This is a genomic window from Citrobacter sp. CK194, assembly GCF_030333395.1.
In the GTDB taxonomy this organism is placed as follows: Bacteria; Pseudomonadota; Gammaproteobacteria; order Enterobacterales; family Enterobacteriaceae; genus Citrobacter_B; species Citrobacter_B koseri.
The window spans coordinates 722,679-742,486 of sequence record NZ_JAOWGA010000019.1 but is presented as its reverse complement, the minus strand read 5'-3'; the positions used below and the strand labels follow the sequence as shown (position 1 = coordinate 742,486).

At 53.8% G+C, this 19,808-nt stretch carries 23 protein-coding genes; 20 read left to right on the top strand and 3 right to left on the bottom strand.

What is annotated here, in order from left to right; translation table 11 throughout:
- Positions 1–57 precede the first annotated feature (57 nt).
- Complete coding sequence (locus tag OGX80_RS19625; protein ID WP_115181521.1) at positions 58–1,548, bottom strand: FliC/FljB family flagellin; 1,491 nt, start codon at positions 1,546–1,548, stop codon at positions 58–60.
- A gap of 256 nt (positions 1,549–1,804) precedes the next feature.
- Here OGX80_RS19625 and fliD point away from each other — a divergent pair, with 256 nt between their 5' ends.
- From fliD to amyA, 4 genes are all read left to right on the top strand, one after another.
- The gene (fliD, locus tag OGX80_RS19620; RefSeq protein ID WP_115181520.1) at positions 1,805–3,208 is read left to right on the top strand and encodes a flagellar filament capping protein FliD; all 1,404 of its coding nucleotides are present in this window, start codon (positions 1,805–1,807) and stop codon (positions 3,206–3,208) included.
- A gap of 15 nt (positions 3,209–3,223) precedes the next feature.
- Positions 3,224–3,631, top strand: a complete 408-nt coding sequence (gene fliS, locus OGX80_RS19615; RefSeq protein WP_115181519.1) for a flagellar export chaperone FliS — start codon at positions 3,224–3,226, stop codon at positions 3,629–3,631.
- Entirely contained in the window at positions 3,631–4,002 is a 372-nt protein-coding gene (gene fliT, locus OGX80_RS19610) for a flagella biosynthesis regulatory protein FliT (RefSeq protein WP_049011654.1), read from the top strand. Before fliS ends, fliT begins: the two co-directional genes overlap by 1 nt.
- Before the next feature lie 68 nt (positions 4,003–4,070).
- Positions 4,071–5,558, top strand: a complete 1,488-nt coding sequence (gene amyA, locus OGX80_RS19605) for an alpha-amylase (protein ID WP_115181518.1) — start codon at positions 4,071–4,073, stop codon at positions 5,556–5,558.
- Positions 5,559–5,638: 80 nt separating this feature from the next.
- Here amyA and yedD read toward each other — a convergent pair whose 3' ends face one another.
- Positions 5,639–6,052 (bottom strand): lipoprotein YedD, encoded by a 414-nt coding sequence (gene yedD, locus OGX80_RS19600; RefSeq protein ID WP_047463076.1) that lies wholly within the window; start codon positions 6,050–6,052, stop codon positions 5,639–5,641.
- A 186-nt stretch (positions 6,053–6,238) separates the two neighbouring features.
- On the opposite strand from yedD, the gene yedE reads away from it, so the two are divergent.
- Both yedE and yedF read left to right on the top strand, forming a co-directional pair.
- Complete coding sequence (yedE, locus tag OGX80_RS19595) at positions 6,239–7,444, top strand: selenium metabolism membrane protein YedE/FdhT (RefSeq protein WP_012131911.1); 1,206 nt, start codon at positions 6,239–6,241, stop codon at positions 7,442–7,444.
- A complete protein-coding gene (gene yedF / locus OGX80_RS19590; protein ID WP_000790504.1) occupies positions 7,441–7,674 on the top strand; it encodes a sulfurtransferase-like selenium metabolism protein YedF in 234 nt (77 codons plus the stop codon). Before yedE ends, yedF begins: the two co-directional genes overlap by 4 nt.
- Before the next feature lie 63 nt (positions 7,675–7,737).
- Here the strand turns inward: yedF and fliE are convergent, their stop codons facing one another.
- Positions 7,738–8,052, bottom strand: coding sequence for a flagellar hook-basal body complex protein FliE (gene fliE / locus OGX80_RS19585; RefSeq protein ID WP_012131910.1), 315 nt, complete (start codon positions 8,050–8,052; stop codon positions 7,738–7,740).
- A gap of 216 nt (positions 8,053–8,268) precedes the next feature.
- Between fliE and fliF the strand changes: the two genes are divergently transcribed.
- From fliF to rcsA, 14 genes are all read left to right on the top strand, one after another.
- Positions 8,269–9,945, top strand: coding sequence for a flagellar basal-body MS-ring/collar protein FliF (fliF, locus tag OGX80_RS19580; protein ID WP_047462912.1), 1,677 nt, complete (start codon positions 8,269–8,271; stop codon positions 9,943–9,945).
- A complete protein-coding gene (fliG, locus tag OGX80_RS19575; protein ID WP_012131907.1) occupies positions 9,935–10,933 on the top strand; it encodes a flagellar motor switch protein FliG in 999 nt (332 codons plus the stop codon). Before fliF ends, fliG begins: the two co-directional genes overlap by 11 nt.
- Positions 10,926–11,630, top strand: a complete 705-nt coding sequence (gene fliH, locus OGX80_RS19570; RefSeq protein WP_047462909.1) for a flagellar assembly protein FliH — start codon at positions 10,926–10,928, stop codon at positions 11,628–11,630. Before fliG ends, fliH begins: the two co-directional genes overlap by 8 nt.
- Positions 11,630–13,000, top strand: coding sequence for a flagellar protein export ATPase FliI (gene fliI, locus OGX80_RS19565; protein WP_012131905.1), 1,371 nt, complete (start codon positions 11,630–11,632; stop codon positions 12,998–13,000). Before fliH ends, fliI begins: the two co-directional genes overlap by 1 nt.
- Before the next feature lie 21 nt (positions 13,001–13,021).
- Positions 13,022–13,465, top strand: a complete 444-nt coding sequence (gene fliJ, locus OGX80_RS19560; protein ID WP_012131904.1) for a flagellar export protein FliJ — start codon at positions 13,022–13,024, stop codon at positions 13,463–13,465.
- Positions 13,462–14,676 (top strand): flagellar hook length control protein FliK, encoded by a 1,215-nt coding sequence (fliK, locus tag OGX80_RS19555; RefSeq protein ID WP_115181517.1) that lies wholly within the window; start codon positions 13,462–13,464, stop codon positions 14,674–14,676. The genes fliJ and fliK overlap by 4 nt, the downstream gene beginning before the upstream one ends.
- 104 nt (positions 14,677–14,780) lie before the next feature.
- The gene (fliL, locus tag OGX80_RS19550; protein ID WP_012131902.1) at positions 14,781–15,248 is read left to right on the top strand and encodes a flagellar basal body-associated protein FliL; all 468 of its coding nucleotides are present in this window, start codon (positions 14,781–14,783) and stop codon (positions 15,246–15,248) included.
- 4 nt (positions 15,249–15,252) lie between these two features.
- Complete coding sequence (gene fliM, locus OGX80_RS19545) at positions 15,253–16,257, top strand: flagellar motor switch protein FliM (RefSeq protein WP_012131901.1); 1,005 nt, start codon at positions 15,253–15,255, stop codon at positions 16,255–16,257.
- On the top strand, positions 16,254–16,667 hold the full coding sequence (gene fliN / locus OGX80_RS19540; protein ID WP_012131900.1) for a flagellar motor switch protein FliN: 414 nt from the start codon (positions 16,254–16,256) through the stop codon (positions 16,665–16,667). The genes fliM and fliN overlap by 4 nt, the downstream gene beginning before the upstream one ends.
- A gap of 2 nt (positions 16,668–16,669) precedes the next feature.
- Positions 16,670–17,044 carry a flagellar biosynthetic protein FliO gene (gene fliO / locus OGX80_RS19535; RefSeq protein ID WP_012131899.1) on the top strand — a complete coding sequence of 125 codons (375 nt, stop codon included), beginning with the start codon at positions 16,670–16,672 and terminating at the stop codon, positions 17,042–17,044.
- Complete coding sequence (fliP, locus tag OGX80_RS19530) at positions 17,044–17,781, top strand: flagellar type III secretion system pore protein FliP (protein ID WP_012131898.1); 738 nt, start codon at positions 17,044–17,046, stop codon at positions 17,779–17,781. The genes fliO and fliP overlap by 1 nt, the downstream gene beginning before the upstream one ends.
- A 9-nt stretch (positions 17,782–17,790) precedes the next feature.
- The gene (fliQ, locus tag OGX80_RS19525) at positions 17,791–18,060 is read left to right on the top strand and encodes a flagellar biosynthesis protein FliQ (protein WP_012131897.1); all 270 of its coding nucleotides are present in this window, start codon (positions 17,791–17,793) and stop codon (positions 18,058–18,060) included.
- A 6-nt stretch (positions 18,061–18,066) separates the two neighbouring features.
- A complete protein-coding gene (fliR, locus tag OGX80_RS19520; RefSeq protein ID WP_012131896.1) occupies positions 18,067–18,861 on the top strand; it encodes a flagellar biosynthetic protein FliR in 795 nt (264 codons plus the stop codon).
- A 280-nt stretch (positions 18,862–19,141) separates the two neighbouring features.
- Positions 19,142–19,765 (top strand): transcriptional regulator RcsA, encoded by a 624-nt coding sequence (gene rcsA, locus OGX80_RS19515; RefSeq protein WP_047462896.1) that lies wholly within the window; start codon positions 19,142–19,144, stop codon positions 19,763–19,765.
- The last annotated feature ends 43 nt before the right edge of the window (positions 19,766–19,808 follow it).

Below are 19,808 nucleotides of genomic sequence, written 5' to 3'. Positions count from 1 at the left end.
CGTAAAAGCCAGATAGAAAAAACCCCGCCGAAGCGGGGTTTGCGCGATAAATATGAATTAACGCAGCAGGGACAGCACGTTCTGAGGAACCTGGTTGGCCTGCGCCAGAACAGAGGTACCCGCCTGTTGCAAAATGTTTGCACGAGACATGTTGGATACTTCAGTCGCGTAATCTGCATCTTCAATACGGCTACGAGCTTCAGACAGGTTATTTACGGTGTTGCCCAGGTTGGTGATAGCAGAATTGAAACGGTTTTGTACCGCACCCAGATCGGAACGTAAATCAGCAACTTGCGCCAGGGCGGCATCAATTTTCGCCAGCGGACTTTCAGTTTTGGTTGCAGCCACTTCGTTCAGTTCAGTACCTGACTGGAAGTTATGACCTTTAACATTCGCTGCAAGGTACTGTTTGTCGTCAACAGTAACCACTTCTGTTTTACCGTTCACTCCGCCAAACTGGACAGCCGCTTTCGCAGAAGCACCGGCATCATCAGTGTAATCAACGGTTTTAGCGGTGATTTTGCCTGTTTTCTCGTCATAATCCGCCGCATAGAACTTACCATCTACTTTCAACGCATAACCGCCGTCAATAGATTTGCCGTTTTTGTCTTCAAAGGACATTTTCACCAGGGAGGTGTTAGCGGCAGTCGCACCAGTCACGCCCGCAGCCACCAGATCGGCTGCCGCATCAGTGGTATCGATGGTGTTGGCTTCTTGCACATTGCCTACGCCAGTTGTTTCGGCCAGAGTCACGGTAGTTTCTTTAGCGCCGATAGTAATGGCACCCGTACCAGCATCTACGGTTGCTTTATACAGACCATCACCATTCGTACCACCGGTAGAACCTGTAATATTGACGTAATAGTTGCCATCTTTGAACTGAATAGTTCCAGTACCACCATCACCCGCAGCAGTCCCCGCTGCAGCTTCTAGTTCACCAGCAGTCGGTGCAGTAATAGCCTGTGTACCATCGTGATAACCCGTTGCGTTAACTGCAGTATCTACTTGCTTGTAGGCATCCTGTACGCTCAGGCTATCAAGGCCCAGCGTTTTGGAATTAATTTCTTTCAGGTTAATATCAATGGTTTCGCCATCGTCAGCACCAACCTGAATAGTCAGAGTGCCTTCTTTTGCCAGCACTTTCACGCCGTTGAACTGAGTTTGACCAGATACACGGTCAATTTCATTCAGACGTTGGGTAATTTCGGCCTGGATGGAGTCCAGGTCTGACTGGGAGTTAGTGCCGTTGGCGGACTGCACTGCCAGCTCACGAACACGCTGCAGGTTGTTGTTGATTTCGTTCAGCGCACCTTCGGTGGTCTGTGCGATAGAGATACCGTCGTTAGCGTTACGGGAAGCCTGAGTCAGGCCTTTAATGTTAGAAGTAAAACGGTTTGCAATCGCCTGGCCTGCAGCATCATCTTTCGCGCTGTTGATACGCAGACCGGAAGACAGACGCTCAATAGCGGAACTCAGGGAGGACTGAGATTTATTCAGGTTATTCTGGGTCAACAGCGACAGGCTGTTTGTATTGATGACTTGTGCCATGATCTTTTCCTTATCAATTTACATCTTGATGTTATTGGGCCGTTGCCCACGGTTTCTCACCGTAACCCTTGTATCGGCACCTTAAATTCGAACTTTAGAAAATTTTTTGTTTCCGCATCACTTTTTCTTAGTCCACGAAATACCCGCTTTATAGGCCATTATTCTGCGCATCATTTTCACAAAATTATTATTAAACTTTGCCTCCAGATTGCCGATAACGCGCTTATCTACTGTTTGCAATCACAAGGAATAAGGCATGGCTTCAATCTCATCACTGGGCGTCGGTTCAAACTTGCCGTTGGATACTTTGCTGACGAATCTGACCACCGCCGAAAAAGGACGTTTAACGCCAATCACCAAGCAACAGAGCGCCAATACAGCTAAGTTGACGGCCTACGGCACCCTGAAAAGCGCGTTGGAAAAATTCCAGACAGCAAATACCGCATTAAATAAAGCAGACTTATTTAAAACAACAACCGCTTCCAGTACCTCCGAAGATCTTAAAGTCAGCACTACAGCAGGTGCTGCGCCAGGTACATATAAAATAAATGTAACCCAACTTGCCGCAGCACAATCGCTGGCAACCGATGCGACTTTCGCCACGACAAAAGAACAGTTAGGTGATACCTCTGTCTCTTCACGCACCATCAAGATTGAGCAACCAGGACGTAAAGAGCCGCTGGAAATTAAGCTCGACAAAGGCGATACCTCAATGGAGGCCGTTCGAGATGCAATCAACGATGCAGACAGCGGTATTTCTGCAAGTATCGTCAAGGTATCTGAGGACAAATATCAGTTAGTCCTCACCGCAGACAGCGGTACAGACAACACAATGAAGATTTCTGTCGAAGGGGATACCAAGCTCAACGAACTGCTAGCCTACGATAGCACTACCGGCACTGGAAATATGAAAGAGCTGGTTAAAGCACAAAACGCAGAACTTAATGTTAATGGTATCGACATTGTTCGTCAGAGCAACACCGTCACCGATGCGCCACAAGGCCTGACATTGAACCTGACGAAAACCGTTAATGACGTGACAGTCACAGTGACAAAAGACGATTCCAAAGCAACAGAGGCGATAAAAGCCTGGGTAGATGCTTATAACTCACTGGTCGACACATTCAGCACTTTAACGAAATACACAGAAGTAGAACCTGGTGAAGAAGCAAGCGACAAAAATGGCGCACTATTGGGCGACAGCGTTTTACGGACGATTCAAACAGGTATTCGTTCGCCATTTGCAAACAGCGGTAGTGATTCGTCTTTCAAAACGATAGCAGAAATTGGTATCACCCAAGATGGTACTACCGGAAAACTCAAAATTGATGAAGAAAAACTCGCAAAAGCACTAAAAGAGAATACAGCATCAACCCGTGAATTACTGGTTGGCGACGGTAAAGAAACTGGAATTACGACGAAGATCGCCACCGAAGTAAAAAGTTACCTGGCTGATGACGGCATTATTGATAATGCCCAGGACAACATCAACGCCACTCTTAAGAACCTGACCAAACAATATTTATCAGTCAGTAATAGTATTGATGAAACCGTCGCCCGTTATAAAGCCCAGTTTACCCAACTGGATACCATGATGAGCAAGCTCAATAACACCAGTTCTTATCTGAGCCAGCAATTTGCTGCAATGAGCAATTCCTGATAACACGAGGTAACCATGTACACCGCGAGCGGTACCAAAGCTTATGCTCAAGTCAGCGTGGAAAGCGCCGTAATGAGCGCCAGTCCGCACCAGTTGATAGAGATGTTGTTTGACGGCGCGAATAGCGCCCTGGTGCGCGCTCGCCTGTTTTTAGAACAAGGCGACATCGTCGCTAAAGGCGAAGCATTAAGTAAAGCCATTAACATTATCGATAATGGCCTTAAAGCGGGTTTAGATCAGGAAAAAGGCGGTGAAATTGCCGCCCATCTTTCAGACTTATACGACTATATGATCCGCCGTTTGCTACAGGCAAACTTGCGTAATGACAGTCAGGCTATTGAAGAAGTGGAAGGGTTACTCGGCAACATTGCGGAAGCCTGGAAGCAGATTTCACCGAAAGTATCTTCCCAGGAGTCTCGTTAATGACCTCAGCCGTGGAGTTTATCAACCGTTGGCAGCGTATTGCGCTGCTTAGCCAATCGTTACTGGAACTTGCGCAGCGAGGAGAATGGGACCTGTTACTGGAACAGGAAGTCACCTACCTGCAAAGTATTGAAACGGTTATGGAAACACAAACTCCACCGGGCATTACGCAAAGCCTTCAGGATAGGGTTGCGGGGTATATCAAACAGACGCTGGATAATGAACAGCTTTTACGCGAGTTGCTACAAAATCGGCTGAACGAACTCAGCAATTTGATTGGTCAGTCGACGCGGCAGAAGTCACTGAATAACGCCTATGGTCGGCTATCCGGTATGTTGCTGGTTCCTGACGTCCCTACCGCCCCGCAATAATTTTTATCCACCTGTGAAAAATCATCCATACTCCAGAAGTTGGCCTGACGGCTTCTGGAGCACGGAAGATGAAAAACCCCACGCTATTGCAGTACTTCCACTGGTATTACCCTGACGGCGGCAAGCTCTGGCCAGAACTGGCTGAGCGCGCTGGCGGCCTCAATGATATCGGCATTAATATGGTCTGGTTACCGCCCGCCTATAAAGGCGCGTCCGGCGGGTATTCCGTAGGTTATGACTCGTATGACCTGTTTGATCTGGGTGAGTTTGATCAGAAAGGATCTGTCGCCACGAAATATGGCGACAAAGCGCAGCTGCTGGCCGCCATTGAGGCGCTAAAGCAAAATGACATTGCGGTTTTGCTCGACGTGGTCGTCAACCACAAAATGGGCGCGGATGAAAAAGAGGCCATTCGCGTACAGCGGGTCAATGAAGATGATCGCACGCAAATCGATGACGAGATCATCGAATGTGAAGGCTGGACGCGTTACACCTTCCCTGCCCGCGCCGGTCAATATTCGCAGTTTATCTGGGATTTCAAATGTTTCAGCGGTATTGATCACATCGAAAACCCGGACGAAGACGGCATCTTTAAGATCGTCAACGACTACACTGGCGACGGCTGGAACGACCAGGTCGATGATGAGATGGGTAATTTCGACTATCTGATGGGCGAAAACATCGACTTTCGCAACCATGCGGTCACCGAGGAGATCAAATACTGGGCGCGTTGGGTAATGGCGCAAACCCATTGCGACGGCTTCCGCCTGGATGCGGTCAAACACATTCCGGCCTGGTTTTATAAAGAGTGGATAGAACACGTCCAGGAGGTTGCGCCAAAGCCGCTGTTCATTGTGGCGGAGTACTGGTCTCATGAAGTGGACAAGCTACAAGCCTATATCGATCAGGTGGATGGAAAAACCATGCTGTTCGACGCGCCGCTACAGATGAACTTCCACGAAGCCTCTCGTCAGGGGCGTGATTACGATATGAGCCAGATTTTCACCGACACGCTGGTGGAAGCCGATCCTTTCCATGCCGTAACGCTCGTGGCAAATCACGATACCCAACCGTTACAGGCACTTGAAGCGCCCGTTGAAGCCTGGTTTAAGCCGCTGGCCTATGCGTTGATCCTGTTGCGGGAGAACGGCGTACCGTCAGTGTTCTACCCTGATCTCTACGGCGCACACTACGAGGATACGGGCGGCGACGGTGAAACCTACACCATTGATATGCCCGTTATCGAACAGCTCGATCAACTGATTCTCGCGCGCCAGCGTTTTGCCCACGGCATCCAGACGCTCTTTTTCGACCACCCCAACTGCGTTGCCTTTAGCCGTAGCGGTACAGACGACGATCCTGGCTGCGTGGTCGTACTTTCCAACGGCGATGACGGCGAAAAGACCATTACGCTAGGTGAAAATTACGCCAACAAGACCTGGCGTGATTTTTTAGGTAATCGGGAAGAGCGCGTAACCACCGATGAACAGGGTGAGGCCACGTTTACCTGCAACGGTGGCTGCGTCAGCGTATGGGTCATTGAAGATGTGCTGTAAGTTCAGGAGAGAACATCGGCCGGGTAAGCGCTAGCGCCCCCGGCATCAACATGATTACCGCCAGCGTTTACCGAAAATGTTTACGGTAACTGACTCGCGAGCGGATGTTTCGATAAATAGTCGGCGCATTCGGTCGTGGGTCGGTCCACGCGTTGCAGCGTCATACCATCATATTCCAGCGTGTTCCCTTCACGCTCAATCTCATAGAGTTCGCGCTTCACCGTAACGTTGGTTAAATCACCGGAAAGCAGCGTCAGTTTACCCGGCAGGGCAATCACCCGCTGCCACTGACGGCAATCCAGGGTATCTCCTTCTTTGGTCACCACCAGACTGGCTATCGCCTCGGGGCTTACCAGTTTGCGCTGAGGGCCTTTTGACTGCCAGTATCCTTCCAGTCCGGCTGGCGCTGGCGTCTTCACCACATCGTTATAATTCTGTACCTCTGCACACCCGGTAAGGACCAGAAATGCGCCAACGATCGCTATTTTTTTCATCATTCATCCTGCATGCGAAGAAAACAGGATTGTGGCATTAAAGCCCTGATGTCGCCAGCCTTTCAGGGCCAACAAGTAATATTGATCCAGTCGATATTACTTCTTATTAGTAGTAGGCAAAAAATCTGATCGGTGTACTATCCGCTCTTCTTTTATTCTCCTTCTGAGTTCAGAGGCTAAGAAAGCATGTCATGGCAACAATTCAAACAAGCCTGGTTAGTTAAATTCTGGGCGCCTGTCCCTGCGGTCATCGCAGCAGGTATTCTCTCCACTTATTATTTCGGTATCACCGGTACGTTCTGGGCTGTTACAGGCGAATTCACCCGCTGGGGTGGACAAATCCTCCAGCTGTTTGGCGTTCATGCTGAAGAGTGGGGTTACTACAAGCTGATCCATCTGGAAGGTTCCCCTCTTACCCGCATCGACGGGATGATGATCCTCGGCATGTTCGGCGGCTGCTTTGCCGCGGCACTGTGGGCCAACAACGTTAAATTACGTATGCCGCGCAGCCGTATCCGCATTATGCAGGCGATTATCGGCGGGATGATTGCCGGTTTTGGCGCGCGCATGGCGATGGGCTGCAATCTGGCAGCCTTCTTCACCGGTATTCCGCAGTTTTCTCTTCATGCCTGGTTCTTTGCGCTGGCAACCGCCATCGGCTCCTGGTTCGGCGCACGCTTCACGCTACTGCCCATATTCCGTATCCCGGTCAAAATGCAGAAAGTCTCCGCTGCCTCGCCGCTGACGCAGAAGCCAGATCAGGCGCGCCGCCGTTTCCGTCTGGGGATGCTGGTCTTTATCGGCATGATCGGCTGGGCGCTGCTGACGGCGATGAACCAGCCAAAACTGGGGCTGGCCATGCTGTTCGGCGTGGGTTTTGGTCTGCTGATTGAACGTGCGCAAATTTGTTTCACCTCGGCCTTCCGTGACCTGTGGATCACCGGTCGCACCCATATGGCGAAAGCCATCATCTTCGGGATGGCGGTGAGCGCTATCGGAATTTTCAGCTACGTGCAGTTAGGCGTGGAAGCGAAGATTATGTGGGCTGGCCCGAACGCCGTTATCGGCGGTCTGCTGTTTGGTTTTGGCATCGTGCTGGCGGGCGGGTGTGAAACCGGCTGGATGTACCGCGCCGTGGAAGGTCAGGTGCACTACTGGTGGGTGGGCCTCGGCAACGTTATCGGCTCCACTATTCTGGCATATTACTGGGATGATTTTGCCCCGGCGCTGGCAACCCGTTGGGACAAAGTGAATCTGCTCGACACCTTCGGCCCGCTGGGCGGCCTGCTGGTCACTTATCTGCTGCTGTTTGCCGCGCTGATGCTGATAATCGGTTGGGAAAAACGTTTCTTCCGTCGCTCCGGGTTAACCCCTGCTAAGGAATCCGCATGAAAAATATCGTTCCTGATTACCGTCTTGATATGGTTGGTGAGCCCTGCCCTTACCCGGCCGTCGCCACGCTGGAAGCGATGCCGCAGTTAAAAAAGGGAGAAATTCTGGAAGTGGTGAGCGACTGCCCGCAATCCATCAATAATATTCCGCTGGATGCGCGCAATCACGGCTATACGGTGCTGGATATTCAGCAGGATGGCCCAACAATTCGCTATCTGATTCAGAAGTAATCATTTGCCGGATGACGGCGCAAGCGCCTTATCCGGCCTGTATGATGCATTCAGCAGGTCTGGCTACACCTGCATCGACATCACTTCCTGGTACGCCGACATCAGTTTGTTGCGTACCTGAATACCCATCTGCATTGAGACAGACGCTTTTTGCATATCGGTCATCACATCATTAAGCGCAATGCCTGGCTCACCCAGAGTAAATTTTTCTGCCTGTACGCGCGCGGTGGTTTGCGTGTCACTGATGCGATTCAGTGCCGCATGCAGTTGACCGGCAAAACTTACGGTTGGTTGCGGCAGCGCGTCTTGCGCCCGTGCGGACATCGCCGTTGCCTGTAGCTGGCTGATGACCCCTTCAATCCCCTGTATTGCTGACATGCTAATCCCCTGGATGATTTTTTACACAGCAGAGATTACCAGTTTGTCAATAAGATAAAGGCGCTAAATAGCGATAAAAAACCTCGGTTTTTGGCGCATAGAAAAATTCGAAACCGCAAATAATGAGACCGTCAATTTTTCGAGTTTGCTGACCCGGGAGTGAGTCTTGTTCCACTTTGCAAAAAACGCCGTCCACGATCAGTCACGAGGTGCGAGATGAGTGCGACTGCATCGACTGCAACCCAACCTAAACCTCTCGAGTGGCTTAATCGCCTGCGCGCGAATCCCAGAATTCCTCTGATTGTGGCGGGATCAGCCGCCGTTGCCATCATCGTTGCTATGGTTTTGTGGGCGAAAGCGCCAGATTATCGCACGCTGTTCAGCAACCTTTCCGATCAGGATGGCGGGGCCATTGTCACGCAGCTGACCCAGATGAACATCCCTTACCGCTTCACCGAAGGAAGCGGTGCGATTGAAGTGCCTGCCGATAAAGTGCATGAGCTTCGCTTGCGCCTGGCGCAACAGGGATTGCCAAAAGGCGGCGCTGTCGGCTTCGAGCTGTTAGACCAGGAAAAATTCGGCATCAGCCAGTTCAGCGAGCAGGTCAATTATCAGCGCGCGCTGGAAGGCGAACTGGCCCGCACTATCGAAACCCTGGGGCCGGTAAAACGCGCCCGTGTCCACCTGGCGATGCCGAAACCTTCTCTGTTCGTGCGCGAGCAGAAATCCCCTTCCGCTTCCGTGACGGTCAATCTTGAACCAGGCCGCGCGCTGGATGAAGGGCAAATCAGCGCGGTGGTGCATCTGGTATCCAGCGCCGTTGCAGGTCTGCCGCCAGGTAACGTCACGCTGGTCGATCAGGGCGGTCATCTGTTGACTCAGTCCAATACCAGCAGCCGCGATCTGAACGACGCGCAGTTGAAATACGCCAGCGATGTGGAAGGACGCATTCAGCGCCGTATCGAATCGATTCTTTCGCCAATCGTCGGCAACGGCAACGTCCATGCTCAGGTTACTGCGCAGCTGGATTTTGCCAACAAAGAGCAAACGGAAGAGCAATACCGTCCGAACGGCGACGCATCGCAGGCCGTGCTGCGCTCACGCCAGCTTAATGAAAGCGAGCAAATCGGCTCCGGCTATCCGGGCGGCGTACCGGGTGCGCTGTCGAATCAGCCTGCGCCGGCGAATGCTGCGCCGATCAGCACACCGCCTGCTAATCAGCAAAACGCGCAGAACACGCAGACGACCAACAATGCGAACAGCAATGTGCCGCGCAATACGCAGCGCAACGAAACCAGTAACTATGAAGTGGATCGCACCATTCGCCACACCAAACTGAACGTGGGCGATGTGCAGCGACTCTCCGTGGCGGTCGTGGTGAACTACCGCGCCCTGCCGGACGGCAAACCGCTGCCGTTAACCACGGAACAGATGAAGCAGATCGAAGATCTGACCCGCGAAGCAATGGGCTTCTCCGACAAACGCGGCGATACCCTTAACGTGGTGAACTCACCGTTTACCGCAACGGACGACCTGGGCGGCGAGCTGCCATTCTGGAAACAGCAAGCCTTTATTGAGCAGTTGATCTCCGCAGGTCGCTGGCTCCTGGTTCTGCTGGTTGCCTGGATTCTGTGGCGCAAAGCGGTTCGACCGCAGCTTGCTCGCCGCGCTGAAGAGACGAAAGTCGCGCAGGAACAGGCGCAGGTTCGTCAGGAAACCGAAGAAGCGGTAGAAGTTCGCCTCAGCAAAGACGAACAGACCCAGCAGCGCCGGGCGAACCAGCGTCTGGGCGCAGAAGTGATGAGCCAGCGTATTCGCGAAATGTCAGATAACGATCCGCGCGTCGTGGCGCTGGTCATTCGCCAGTGGATGAATAACGATCATGAGCAATAAACTTACCGGCACCGATAAAAGCGTCATCCTGCTGATGACCATTGGCGAAGACCGTGCGGCAGAGGTGTTTAAGCACCTCTCCACGCGCGAAGTGCAAACCCTGAGTTCGGCAATGGCGAACGTGCGCCAGATTTCCAACAAACAGCTGACCGATGTGCTGGCGGAATTTGAGCAAGAAGCCGAACAGTTTGCCGCACTCAACATCAACGCCAACGAATACCTGCGTTCCGTGCTGGTTAAAGCGCTGGGTGAAGAACGTGCCGCCAGTCTGCTGGAAGATATCCTCGAAACGCGGGATACCGCCAGCGGCATTGAAACGCTCAACTTTATGGAGCCGCAAAGCGCCGCCGACCTTATCCGCGACGAACACCCGCAGATTATCGCCACCATCCTGGTGCATCTCAAACGCGGCCAGGCCGCCGATATTCTGGCGCTGTTCGACGAACGTCTGCGCCACGATGTCATGCTGCGTATCGCGACCTTCGGCGGCGTACAGCCAGCCGCACTGGCGGAACTGACCGAAGTGTTGAATGGTCTGCTCGACGGTCAGAACCTCAAGCGCAGCAAAATGGGCGGCGTGAGAACCGCGGCAGAAATCATCAACCTGATGAAAACCCAGCAGGAAGAGGCGGTTATCAGCGCCGTACGCGAATTCGACGGCGAGCTGGCGCAGAAAATTATCGACGAAATGTTCCTGTTCGAAAATCTGGTGGAAGTCGACGATCGCAGCATCCAGCGTCTGTTGCAGGAAGTGGATTCCGAGTCGTTGCTGATCGCCCTGAAAGGCGCCGAGCCGCCGCTGCGCGAGAAATTCCTGCGCAACATGTCGCAGCGTGCTGCCGATATTCTACGCGACGACCTCGCCAACCGTGGCCCGGTACGTCTGTCTCAGGTGGAGAACGAACAGAAAGCCATTCTGCTTATTGTGCGTCGTCTGGCGGAAACCGGCGAAATGGTAATCGGCAGCGGCGAGGATACCTATGTCTAACGAATTGCCGTGGCAGGTCTGGACACCGGACGATCTCGTCCCTCCCCTGGCCGAGTTTGTGCCAATGGAGCACCGCGACGAACCGATAGCCATCGATGACGAACCGGAGCTGAGTGCCGAACAGCAGCTTGAACAGCAACTGGCGCAGCTGAAAATGCAGGCGCACGAGCAAGGGTATAATGCGGGCCTCGCCGAAGGTCGCCAGAAAGGCCACGAACAGGGCTATCAGGAAGGATTAGCGCAAGGGCTGGAGCAAGGCCAGACGCAGGCGCGCGCTCAACAGGCGCCGCTGAATGCCCGAATGCAGCAACTGGTCAGCGAGTTTCAGAATACGCTGGACGCGCTGGACAGCGTGATTGCCTCGCGCCTGATGCAAATGGCGCTGGAAGCCGCTCGCCAGGTGATCGGCCAGACGCCAGCGGTGGACAACTCCGCGCTCATTAAACAGATCCAGCAATTGTTGCAACAGGAGCCGTTGTTCAGCGGGAAACCGCAATTACGCGTTCACCCGGATGATTTACAGCGCGTCGAAGAGATGCTCGGGGCCACGCTCAGCCTGCACGGCTGGCGTTTGCGCGGCGATCCCACGCTGCATCATGGCGGCTGTAAAGTGTCCGCCGATGAAGGCGATCTGGACGCCAGCGTCGCCACTCGTTGGCAAGAACTCTGCCGCCTGGCGGCTCCCGGAGTCGTCTGATGACTACGCGCCTGACCCGCTGGCTGAATACGCTGGATAACTTCGAAGCCAAAATGGCGCAGCTCCCGGCGGTACGTCGCTACGGGCGACTGACCCGCGCCACCGGTCTGGTGCTGGAAGCCACCGGTTTGCAGCTGCCGCTCGGCGCGACCTGCGTCATTGAACGGCAGGACGGGACGGAAACACGCGAAGTGGAAAGCGAAGTCGTCGGCTTTAATGGCCAGCGGCTGTTTTTAATGCCGCTGGAAGAGGTCGAAGGCATTCTTCCCGGCGCACGCGTTTACGCAAAAAATATTGCCGGGGAAGGTCTGCAAAGCGGAAAACAGCTGCCGCTCGGCCCTGCCCTGCTGGGGCGCGTGCTGGACGGCGGCGGCAAGCCGCTGGATGGTCTTCCCGCGCCAGACACCACGGAAACCGGCGCGTTAATCACTCAGCCATTCAACCCCTTGCAGCGAACGCCCATTGAGCATGTGCTGGATACCGGCGTTCGCCCCATCAACGCGCTGCTCACCGTCGGACGCGGACAGCGTATGGGGCTGTTTGCCGGTTCCGGCGTGGGTAAAAGCGTTCTGCTCGGCATGATGGCGCGCTATACCCGCGCGGACGTTATCGTCGTCGGGCTGATTGGCGAACGTGGCCGCGAAGTTAAAGATTTTATCGAAAACATTCTGGGCGCTGACGGGCGCGCGCGTTCGGTGGTGATTGCCGCGCCTGCGGATGTCTCGCCACTGCTGCGAATGCAGGGAGCGGCCTATGCCACGCGTATTGCCGAGGATTTCCGCGACCGCGGGCAGCATGTACTGCTGATCATGGACTCCCTGACCCGCTACGCGATGGCGCAGCGTGAGATTGCGCTGGCGATCGGCGAACCGCCTGCAACCAAAGGGTATCCGCCTTCGGTCTTCGCAAAATTACCTGCGCTGGTGGAACGTGCGGGGAACGGCATTCACGGCGGCGGCTCCATCACCGCGTTTTACACGGTCTTGACCGAAGGCGACGATCAGCAGGACCCAATCGCCGACTCAGCGCGTGCGATCCTGGATGGACACATTGTGTTATCCCGTCGTCTGGCCGAAGCCGGTCACTACCCGGCCATTGATATTGAAGCGTCGATCAGCCGTGCGATGACGTCGCTGATCACCGAGCAACACTATGCACGCGTACGGAATTTCAAACAGTTGCTGTCCAGTTTCCAGCGTAACCGCGATTTGGTGAGCGTCGGCGCGTATGCCAAAGGCAGCGATCCCATGCTGGATAAAGCCATCGCGCTGTGGCCGCAGCTGGAGGCGTTTTTGCAACAAGGTATTTTCGAACGAGCCGACTGGGAAGATTCTCTCCAGGCGCTGGAACTGATTTTCCCGACGGTGTGATGAAGCAGGAGGGCATAGGTCATGGCACAACATGGTGCGCTGGCAACATTAAAAGATCTGGCCGAGAAAGAAGTGGATGATGCCGCTCTCTTATTAGGGGAAATGCGACGCGGATTCCAGCAGGCGGAAGAACAACTGAAAATGCTGATCGATTATCAGCATGAGTATCGCAACAATCTCAATGCCGATATGGGCCAGGGGATTGCCAGCAACCGCTGGATTAACTATCAGCAATTTATTCAGACGCTGGAGAAGGCCATTGAGCAGCATCGCCAGCAGCTGACGCAGTGGACACAAAAAGTGGACGTGGCGCTGAACAGCTGGCGTGAAAAGAAACAACGGCTTCAGGCCTGGCAGACCTTACAGGACAGACAAAGTGCGGCAGCGTTATTGGCTGAAAACCGCCTGGATCAGAAAAAAATGGATGAATTTGCTCAGCGTGCTGCAATGAGGAAAACCGAATGATCACCTTGCCCCAACTGATCACGACCGACACAGACGTAACGACAGGCCTTCAGGCCGGTAAAACAGCCGATTCAGCCCAGGATTTTCTGGCGCTGTTAGCCGGTGCTTTGGGCGCAGGCGACGCGCAGGGTAAAGATGCCCCGCTTTCGCTTGCCGATCTCCAGGCGGCAGGCGGCAAACTGCAAAAAGGATTGCTGCAAAAAAATGGCGATACGCCGCAGACGACAGCGCTGGCCGATCTTCTGGCGCGCCAGGATCTGCTGACGGATGACGCCACAGCAGACCTGACCGAGGCACAGCAGTTGCTATCCACGCTGACGCCTTCGCTGAAAAGCAACGCCCTGAACGCGTTAAGTAAGACTGCCCGGCAGGACGACAACGCACCGGCGCTGAGCGATGAAGACCTCGCGAATCTGAGCGCGCTCTTCGCCATGTTACCGGGCCAGTCGGCGCTGACGCCAACCACGCGAACCGCGTCGGCTGAAGGCGCACTCTCCGCCCCGGCATCACTGCGTGGCGATACGCGCGCCGCTATGCAGGATGCGGTTGCCGGGCTGACGACGGGCGAGCTGAAAAAAGGGAAAGTCGATGCCGCGCCTGACGTCACCGCAAACTCAGCAAGCAACCAGCCGGTAACGCCGCTGGTCGCCGCCGCTGCCGCTAAAGCCGACATGGAAAGCACGCCTTCTCCGGTCACGACCATTGGCGCCATGACCACGCCTGGCGGTATGACGACGCAGACGCAACCCGCGCCTGTCGCAGCCGCCCCGGTGCTCAGCGCGCCGCTGGGCAGCCATGAGTGGCAGCAGTCATTAAGCCAGCATGTGACGCTGTTTACCCGCCAGGGGCAGCAGAGCGCGGAACTGCGTCTGCACCCGGAGGAACTGGGGCAGATTCAAATCTCCCTCAAAATGGATGATAACCAGGCGCAACTGCAAATGGTGTCAGCGCATAGCCACGTTCGCGCCGCGCTGGAAGCCGCGTTACCCGTACTGCGTACCCAACTGGCGGAAAACGGCATCCAGCTGGGACAAAGCAGTATCAGCAGTGAAAGTTTCGCCGGACAGCAGCAGTCGTCATCCCAGCAGCAGCACGCTTCCCGCGCACAGGGACAAGAGGCTTTTGCCGCCGAAGATGACATCGCACTGACGACGCCGGGCTCGCTCCAGGCTGCCGCTCGCGGCGATGGCGCGGTGGATATCTTCGCCTAACGCCAGAGGTAGCATGATTATCCGCGTCTTTTCCACGCTTTGCCGTGGACAGGACACGGGATAATCAGCCAATAAGCTGTACCGAAACAGGAAGCCCGTATCTGATGACTGACTCCGCGATTAACAGAAAGAGCAAACGCTCAATTTGGATCCCTTTGCTGGTGTTGATTACTCTTGCCGCCTGCGCAACCGCCGGCTATAGCTACTGGCGGATGCAGGAGCACCCGACCGCCAGCGCTACCGCGGCCCCGCCACCGCCGCCAGCGCCCGTATTTTTCGCGCTGGATACGTTTACCGTCAATCTGGGCGATGCCGATCGCGTGCTGTATATCGGGATTACGCTGCGCCTGAAGGACGAAGTGACGCGCGCGCGTCTGAGCGAATATCTGCCAGAAGTGCGCAGCCGTCTGTTACTGCTGTTTTCGCGTCAGGATGCCACTGCGCTTTCGACGGAAGCCGGGAAGCAGACGCTGATCGCGGCAATCAAAGAAACGCTCTCTACTCCGCTCGTTGCTGGACAACCGAAACAGGAAGTCACCGACGTTCTTTATACAGCTTTCATTCTGCGGTAAAGACATGGGCGATAGTATTCTTTCTCAGGCTGAAATCGATGCGCTGCTCAACGGCGACAGCGAGGCCAAAGACGAACCCACCCCTGGCGGCGTGGGCGACAATGATATTCGTCCTTATGATCCCAATACACAGCGTCGCGTGGTGCGCGAGCGCCTACAGGCGCTGGAGATCATTAACGAACGTTTCGCGCGTCAATTCCGTATGGGGCTGTTTAACCTGCTGCGTCGCAGCCCGGATATTACCGTGGGCGCGATCCGCATTCAGCCATATCACGAATTTGCGCGTAATTTACCCGTACCGACCAACCTGAACCTGATCCATCTGAAGCCGCTGCGCGGTACGGGTCTGGTGGTGTTCTCGCCGAGTCTGGTGTTTATCGCCGTGGATAACCTGTTTGGCGGCGACGGGCGTTTTCCGACCAAAGTGGAAGGTCGTGAGTTTACGCATACCGAACAGCGCGTTATCAACCGCATGCTGAAGCTGGCGCTTGAAAGCTACAGCGACGCGTGGAAAGCGATCAACCCGCTGGAAGTGGAGTACGTTCGCTCTGAGATGCAGGTGAAATTCACCAATATCACCACCTCTCCGAACGACATTGTGGTGAACACGCCGTTCCACGTCGAAATTGGCAACCTGACAGGCGAGTTCAACATCTGCCTGCCTTTCAGCATGATTGAGCCGCTGCGGGAGCTGTTGGTGAACCCGCCGCTGGAAAACTCGCGTCATGAAGATCAGAACTGGCGCGACAATCTGGTGCGTCAGGTTCAGCATTCAGAGCTGGAGCTGGTGGCGAACTTTGCTGACATCCCGCTGCGCCTTTCCCAGATATTAAAGCTGAAACCCGGCGACGTGCTGCCGATTGAAAAACCCGACCGCATTATTGCTCATGTGGACGGCGTACCTGTACTGACCAGCCAGTATGGCACCGTGAACGGTCAGTATGCGTTGCGCGTAGAGCATTTGATCAACCCGATTTTGAATTCGCTGAATGAGGAACAGCCCAAATGAGTGACATGAATAATCCGTCCGATGAGAATACCGGCGCATTGGACGATCTGTGGGCTGACGCGTTAAACGAGCAAAAAACAACGACCAGCAAAAGCGCAGCCGATGCCGTCTTCCAGCAGTTGGGCGGCGGCGACGTCAGTGGAAACCTACAGGATATCGATTTAATCATGGATATTCCGGTCAAGCTGACCGTGGAGCTGGGTCGTACGCGCATGACCATCAAAGAGCTGCTGCGACTGACGCAGGGGTCGGTGGTCGCGCTGGACGGACTGGCAGGCGAGCCGTTGGATATTCTGATTAACGGCTACCTGATTGCCCAGGGTGAAGTCGTGGTGGTCGCCGATAAATACGGCGTGCGCATCACGGATATCATCACGCCGTCTGAACGTATGCGTCGTCTGAGCCGTTAAGCATGAAAACCCAGGCTACCGTTTCACAGCCCTCTGCCGTATCAGGCTCGCCGTTAGTTCAGGTGAGCGGCGCGCTGTTTGGGATCATCGTGTTGATTCTGGTCGCAGCCTGGGTCATTAAACGCCTGGGGTTTGCGCCCAAAGGCGCCGGTACGCGAGGGTTGAAAGTGTCAGCCAGCACCTCGCTGGGCCCGCGTGAGCGCGTGGTCATTGTCGATGTTGAAGACGCTCGGCTGGTACTGGGCGTCACGGCCACGCAAGTCAATGTGTTGCATACCCTCCCCCCTGCGCCTGTCGTTGCAGAAGAAAAACCGGCCGCCCCTGCGGATTTCCAGGCCATGATGAAGAGTTTGTTGAAGCGTTCCGGGAGATCCTGATGCGCCGTTTGTTATCCCTCACGCTGATGGCTTTGTGGTTTATCAGCCCTGCCGCGTTCGCACAATTACCCGGACTGGTCAGCCAACCGCTACCCGGCGGCGGGCAAAGCTGGTCCCTGCCGGTACAGACGCTGGTCTTTATTACGTCACTGACGTTCCTGCCCGCCATTTTGCTGATGATGACCAGCTTTACCCGCATCATTATCGTCTTCGGCTTGCTGCGAAACGCGCTGGGAACGCCCTCTGCGCCGCCAAACCAGGTGCTTCTCGGACTGGCGCTGTTCTTGACGTTTTTTATTATGTCGCCGGTTATCGACAAAATTTACGTGGATGCCTGGCAGCCTTTCAGCGAAGAGAAGATTTCCATGCAGGAAGCGCTGGAAAAAGGCGCTCAGCCGCTGCGGGAGTTTATGCTGCGGCAAACCCGTGAGGCTGACCTGGGCCTGTTCGCGCGTCTGGCAAACAGCGGTCCGCTACAGGGGCCGGAAGCCGTGCCGATGCGAATTTTGCTCCCGGCCTACGTCACCAGCGAGTTAAAAACCGCTTTTCAGATCGGTTTTACGATTTTCATCCCCTTCCTGATTATCGATCTGGTTATCGCCAGCGTGTTGATGGCGCTCGGGATGATGATGGTGCCGCCGGCCACCATTGCGCTGCCGTTTAAGCTTATGCTTTTTGTCCTGGTCGACGGCTGGCAGTTGCTCGTTGGCTCTCTTGCCCAAAGTTTTTACAGTTAGAGGCGCGAAATGACACCCGAATCGGTCATGATGATAGGCACGGAGGCAATGAAGGTCGCGCTTGCGCTTGCCGCGCCTCTGCTGCTGGTTGCGCTGTTTACCGGCCTTATCATCAGTATTTTACAGGCCGCCACCCAGATCAACGAAATGACGCTGTCATTTATCCCGAAAATTGTGGCGGTATTTACGGCGATTATTGTGGCGGGCCCCTGGATGCTTAACCTGCTGCTGGATTACGTGCGTACGCTGTTCAGTAACTTGCCGTATATCATCGGATAAGACGCGATGTTGCAGGTCACAAGCGATCAATGGTTATACTGGCTTAACCTCTACTTCTGGCCGCTGTTACGTGTACTGGCGCTGATCTCTACCGCGCCGATCCTCAGTGAACGCACGGTTCCCAAACGGGTAAAGCTGGGGCTGGGGTTTATGATCACTCTCATTATCGCCCCTTCACTCCCGGCGAATAATGTGCCTGTTTTTTCCACCGAAGCCTTATGGCTCGCCATGCAGCAAATCATGATCGGCATTGCGCTAGGGTTTACCATGCAGTTTGCCTTTGCTGCGGTGCGTACGGCGGGGGAATTCATCGGTCTGCAAATGGGTCTCTCTTTCGCCACGTTTGTTGACCCGGGCAGCCGCCTCAATATGCCGGTACTCGCCAGAATCCTCGACATGCTCGCCATGCTGCTGTTTCTTACGTTTAACGGCCATCTGTGGCTGATCTCGCTGCTGGTAGACACCTTCCATACGCTGCCTATCGGCGGCGACCCGGTCAACAGCAATGCGTTTCTGGCGCTTGCCCGGGCAGGCGGACTGATCTTCCTCAACGGACTCATGTTAGCCTTGCCGGTCATTACGTTACTGCTCACACTCAACCTGTCGCTCGGGCTATTAAACCGTATGGCTCCGCAGTTATCCGTATTTGTTATTGGCTTCCCGCTAACCTTATCCGTCGGCATTTTGTTAATAACCGCGCTCATGCCATTAATTGCCCCTTTTTGTGAACACTTATTCGGTGAAATTTTCAATTTGCTTGCTGATATCGTTAGCGAAATGCCGACAACCAATAACCCATAATTTTTATCCTGTCTTACTAAGGATTTTCCTAAATTTAAAATCTAAAAACATCTACCAGGATATATCTGCTGCGCTTTATTTGTTTTTACCTTACTCACATAACATAACATTTACTTTACTTTGAGAAGATTCCTGGCAAATTATACGTAACTTTACGGGATAGTAAGTTCGCCTGAAAACAGCGAAAGCGTCATCTTAGGTCACTATTATTGTTCCGTTGGGTTGTGATGAGATATTCAGGTAAGGGGAATTATCGTTACGCATTGAGTGAGGGTATGCCATGTCAACGATTATTATGGATTTATGCAGTTACACCCGGCTAGGTTTGACCGGGTATCTGGTAAGCAGAGGGGTGAAAAAAAGGGAAATCAACGACATTGAGACCGTTGACGAACTCGCCATCGCTTGTGACTCACAGCAGCCTTCTGTGGTGTTTATTAATGAGGACTGTTTCATCCATGATCCATCTAACAGTCAGCAAATAAAGCAGATCATTAATCAGCATCCCAACACGTTATTTATTGTTTTTATGGCAATTGCTAATGTGCATTTTGATGAATACTTATTAGTAAGAAAAAACTTATTGATTAGTTCAAAATCAATTAAGCCCGATTCTCTGGATGATATTCTTGGCGATATTCTGAAAAAAGAGACGGATATTGTAGGAGTAGTAAATTTACCTACGTTATCTTTAAGCCGTACTGAATCCAGTATGTTGCGAATGTGGATGGATGGACAGGGAACAATACAGATTTCAGATCAAATGAATATCAAGGCAAAGACGGTGTCATCCCACAAAGGGAATATTAAACGGAAGATAAAAACGCATAATAAACAGGTTATCTATCATGTCGTGCGGCTGACGGATAACGTGACAAACGGAATTTTTGTTAACATGCGATGAGGCCCCCTGACTGGTGGATATTCCACCAGTCAGGGTAAAAGCG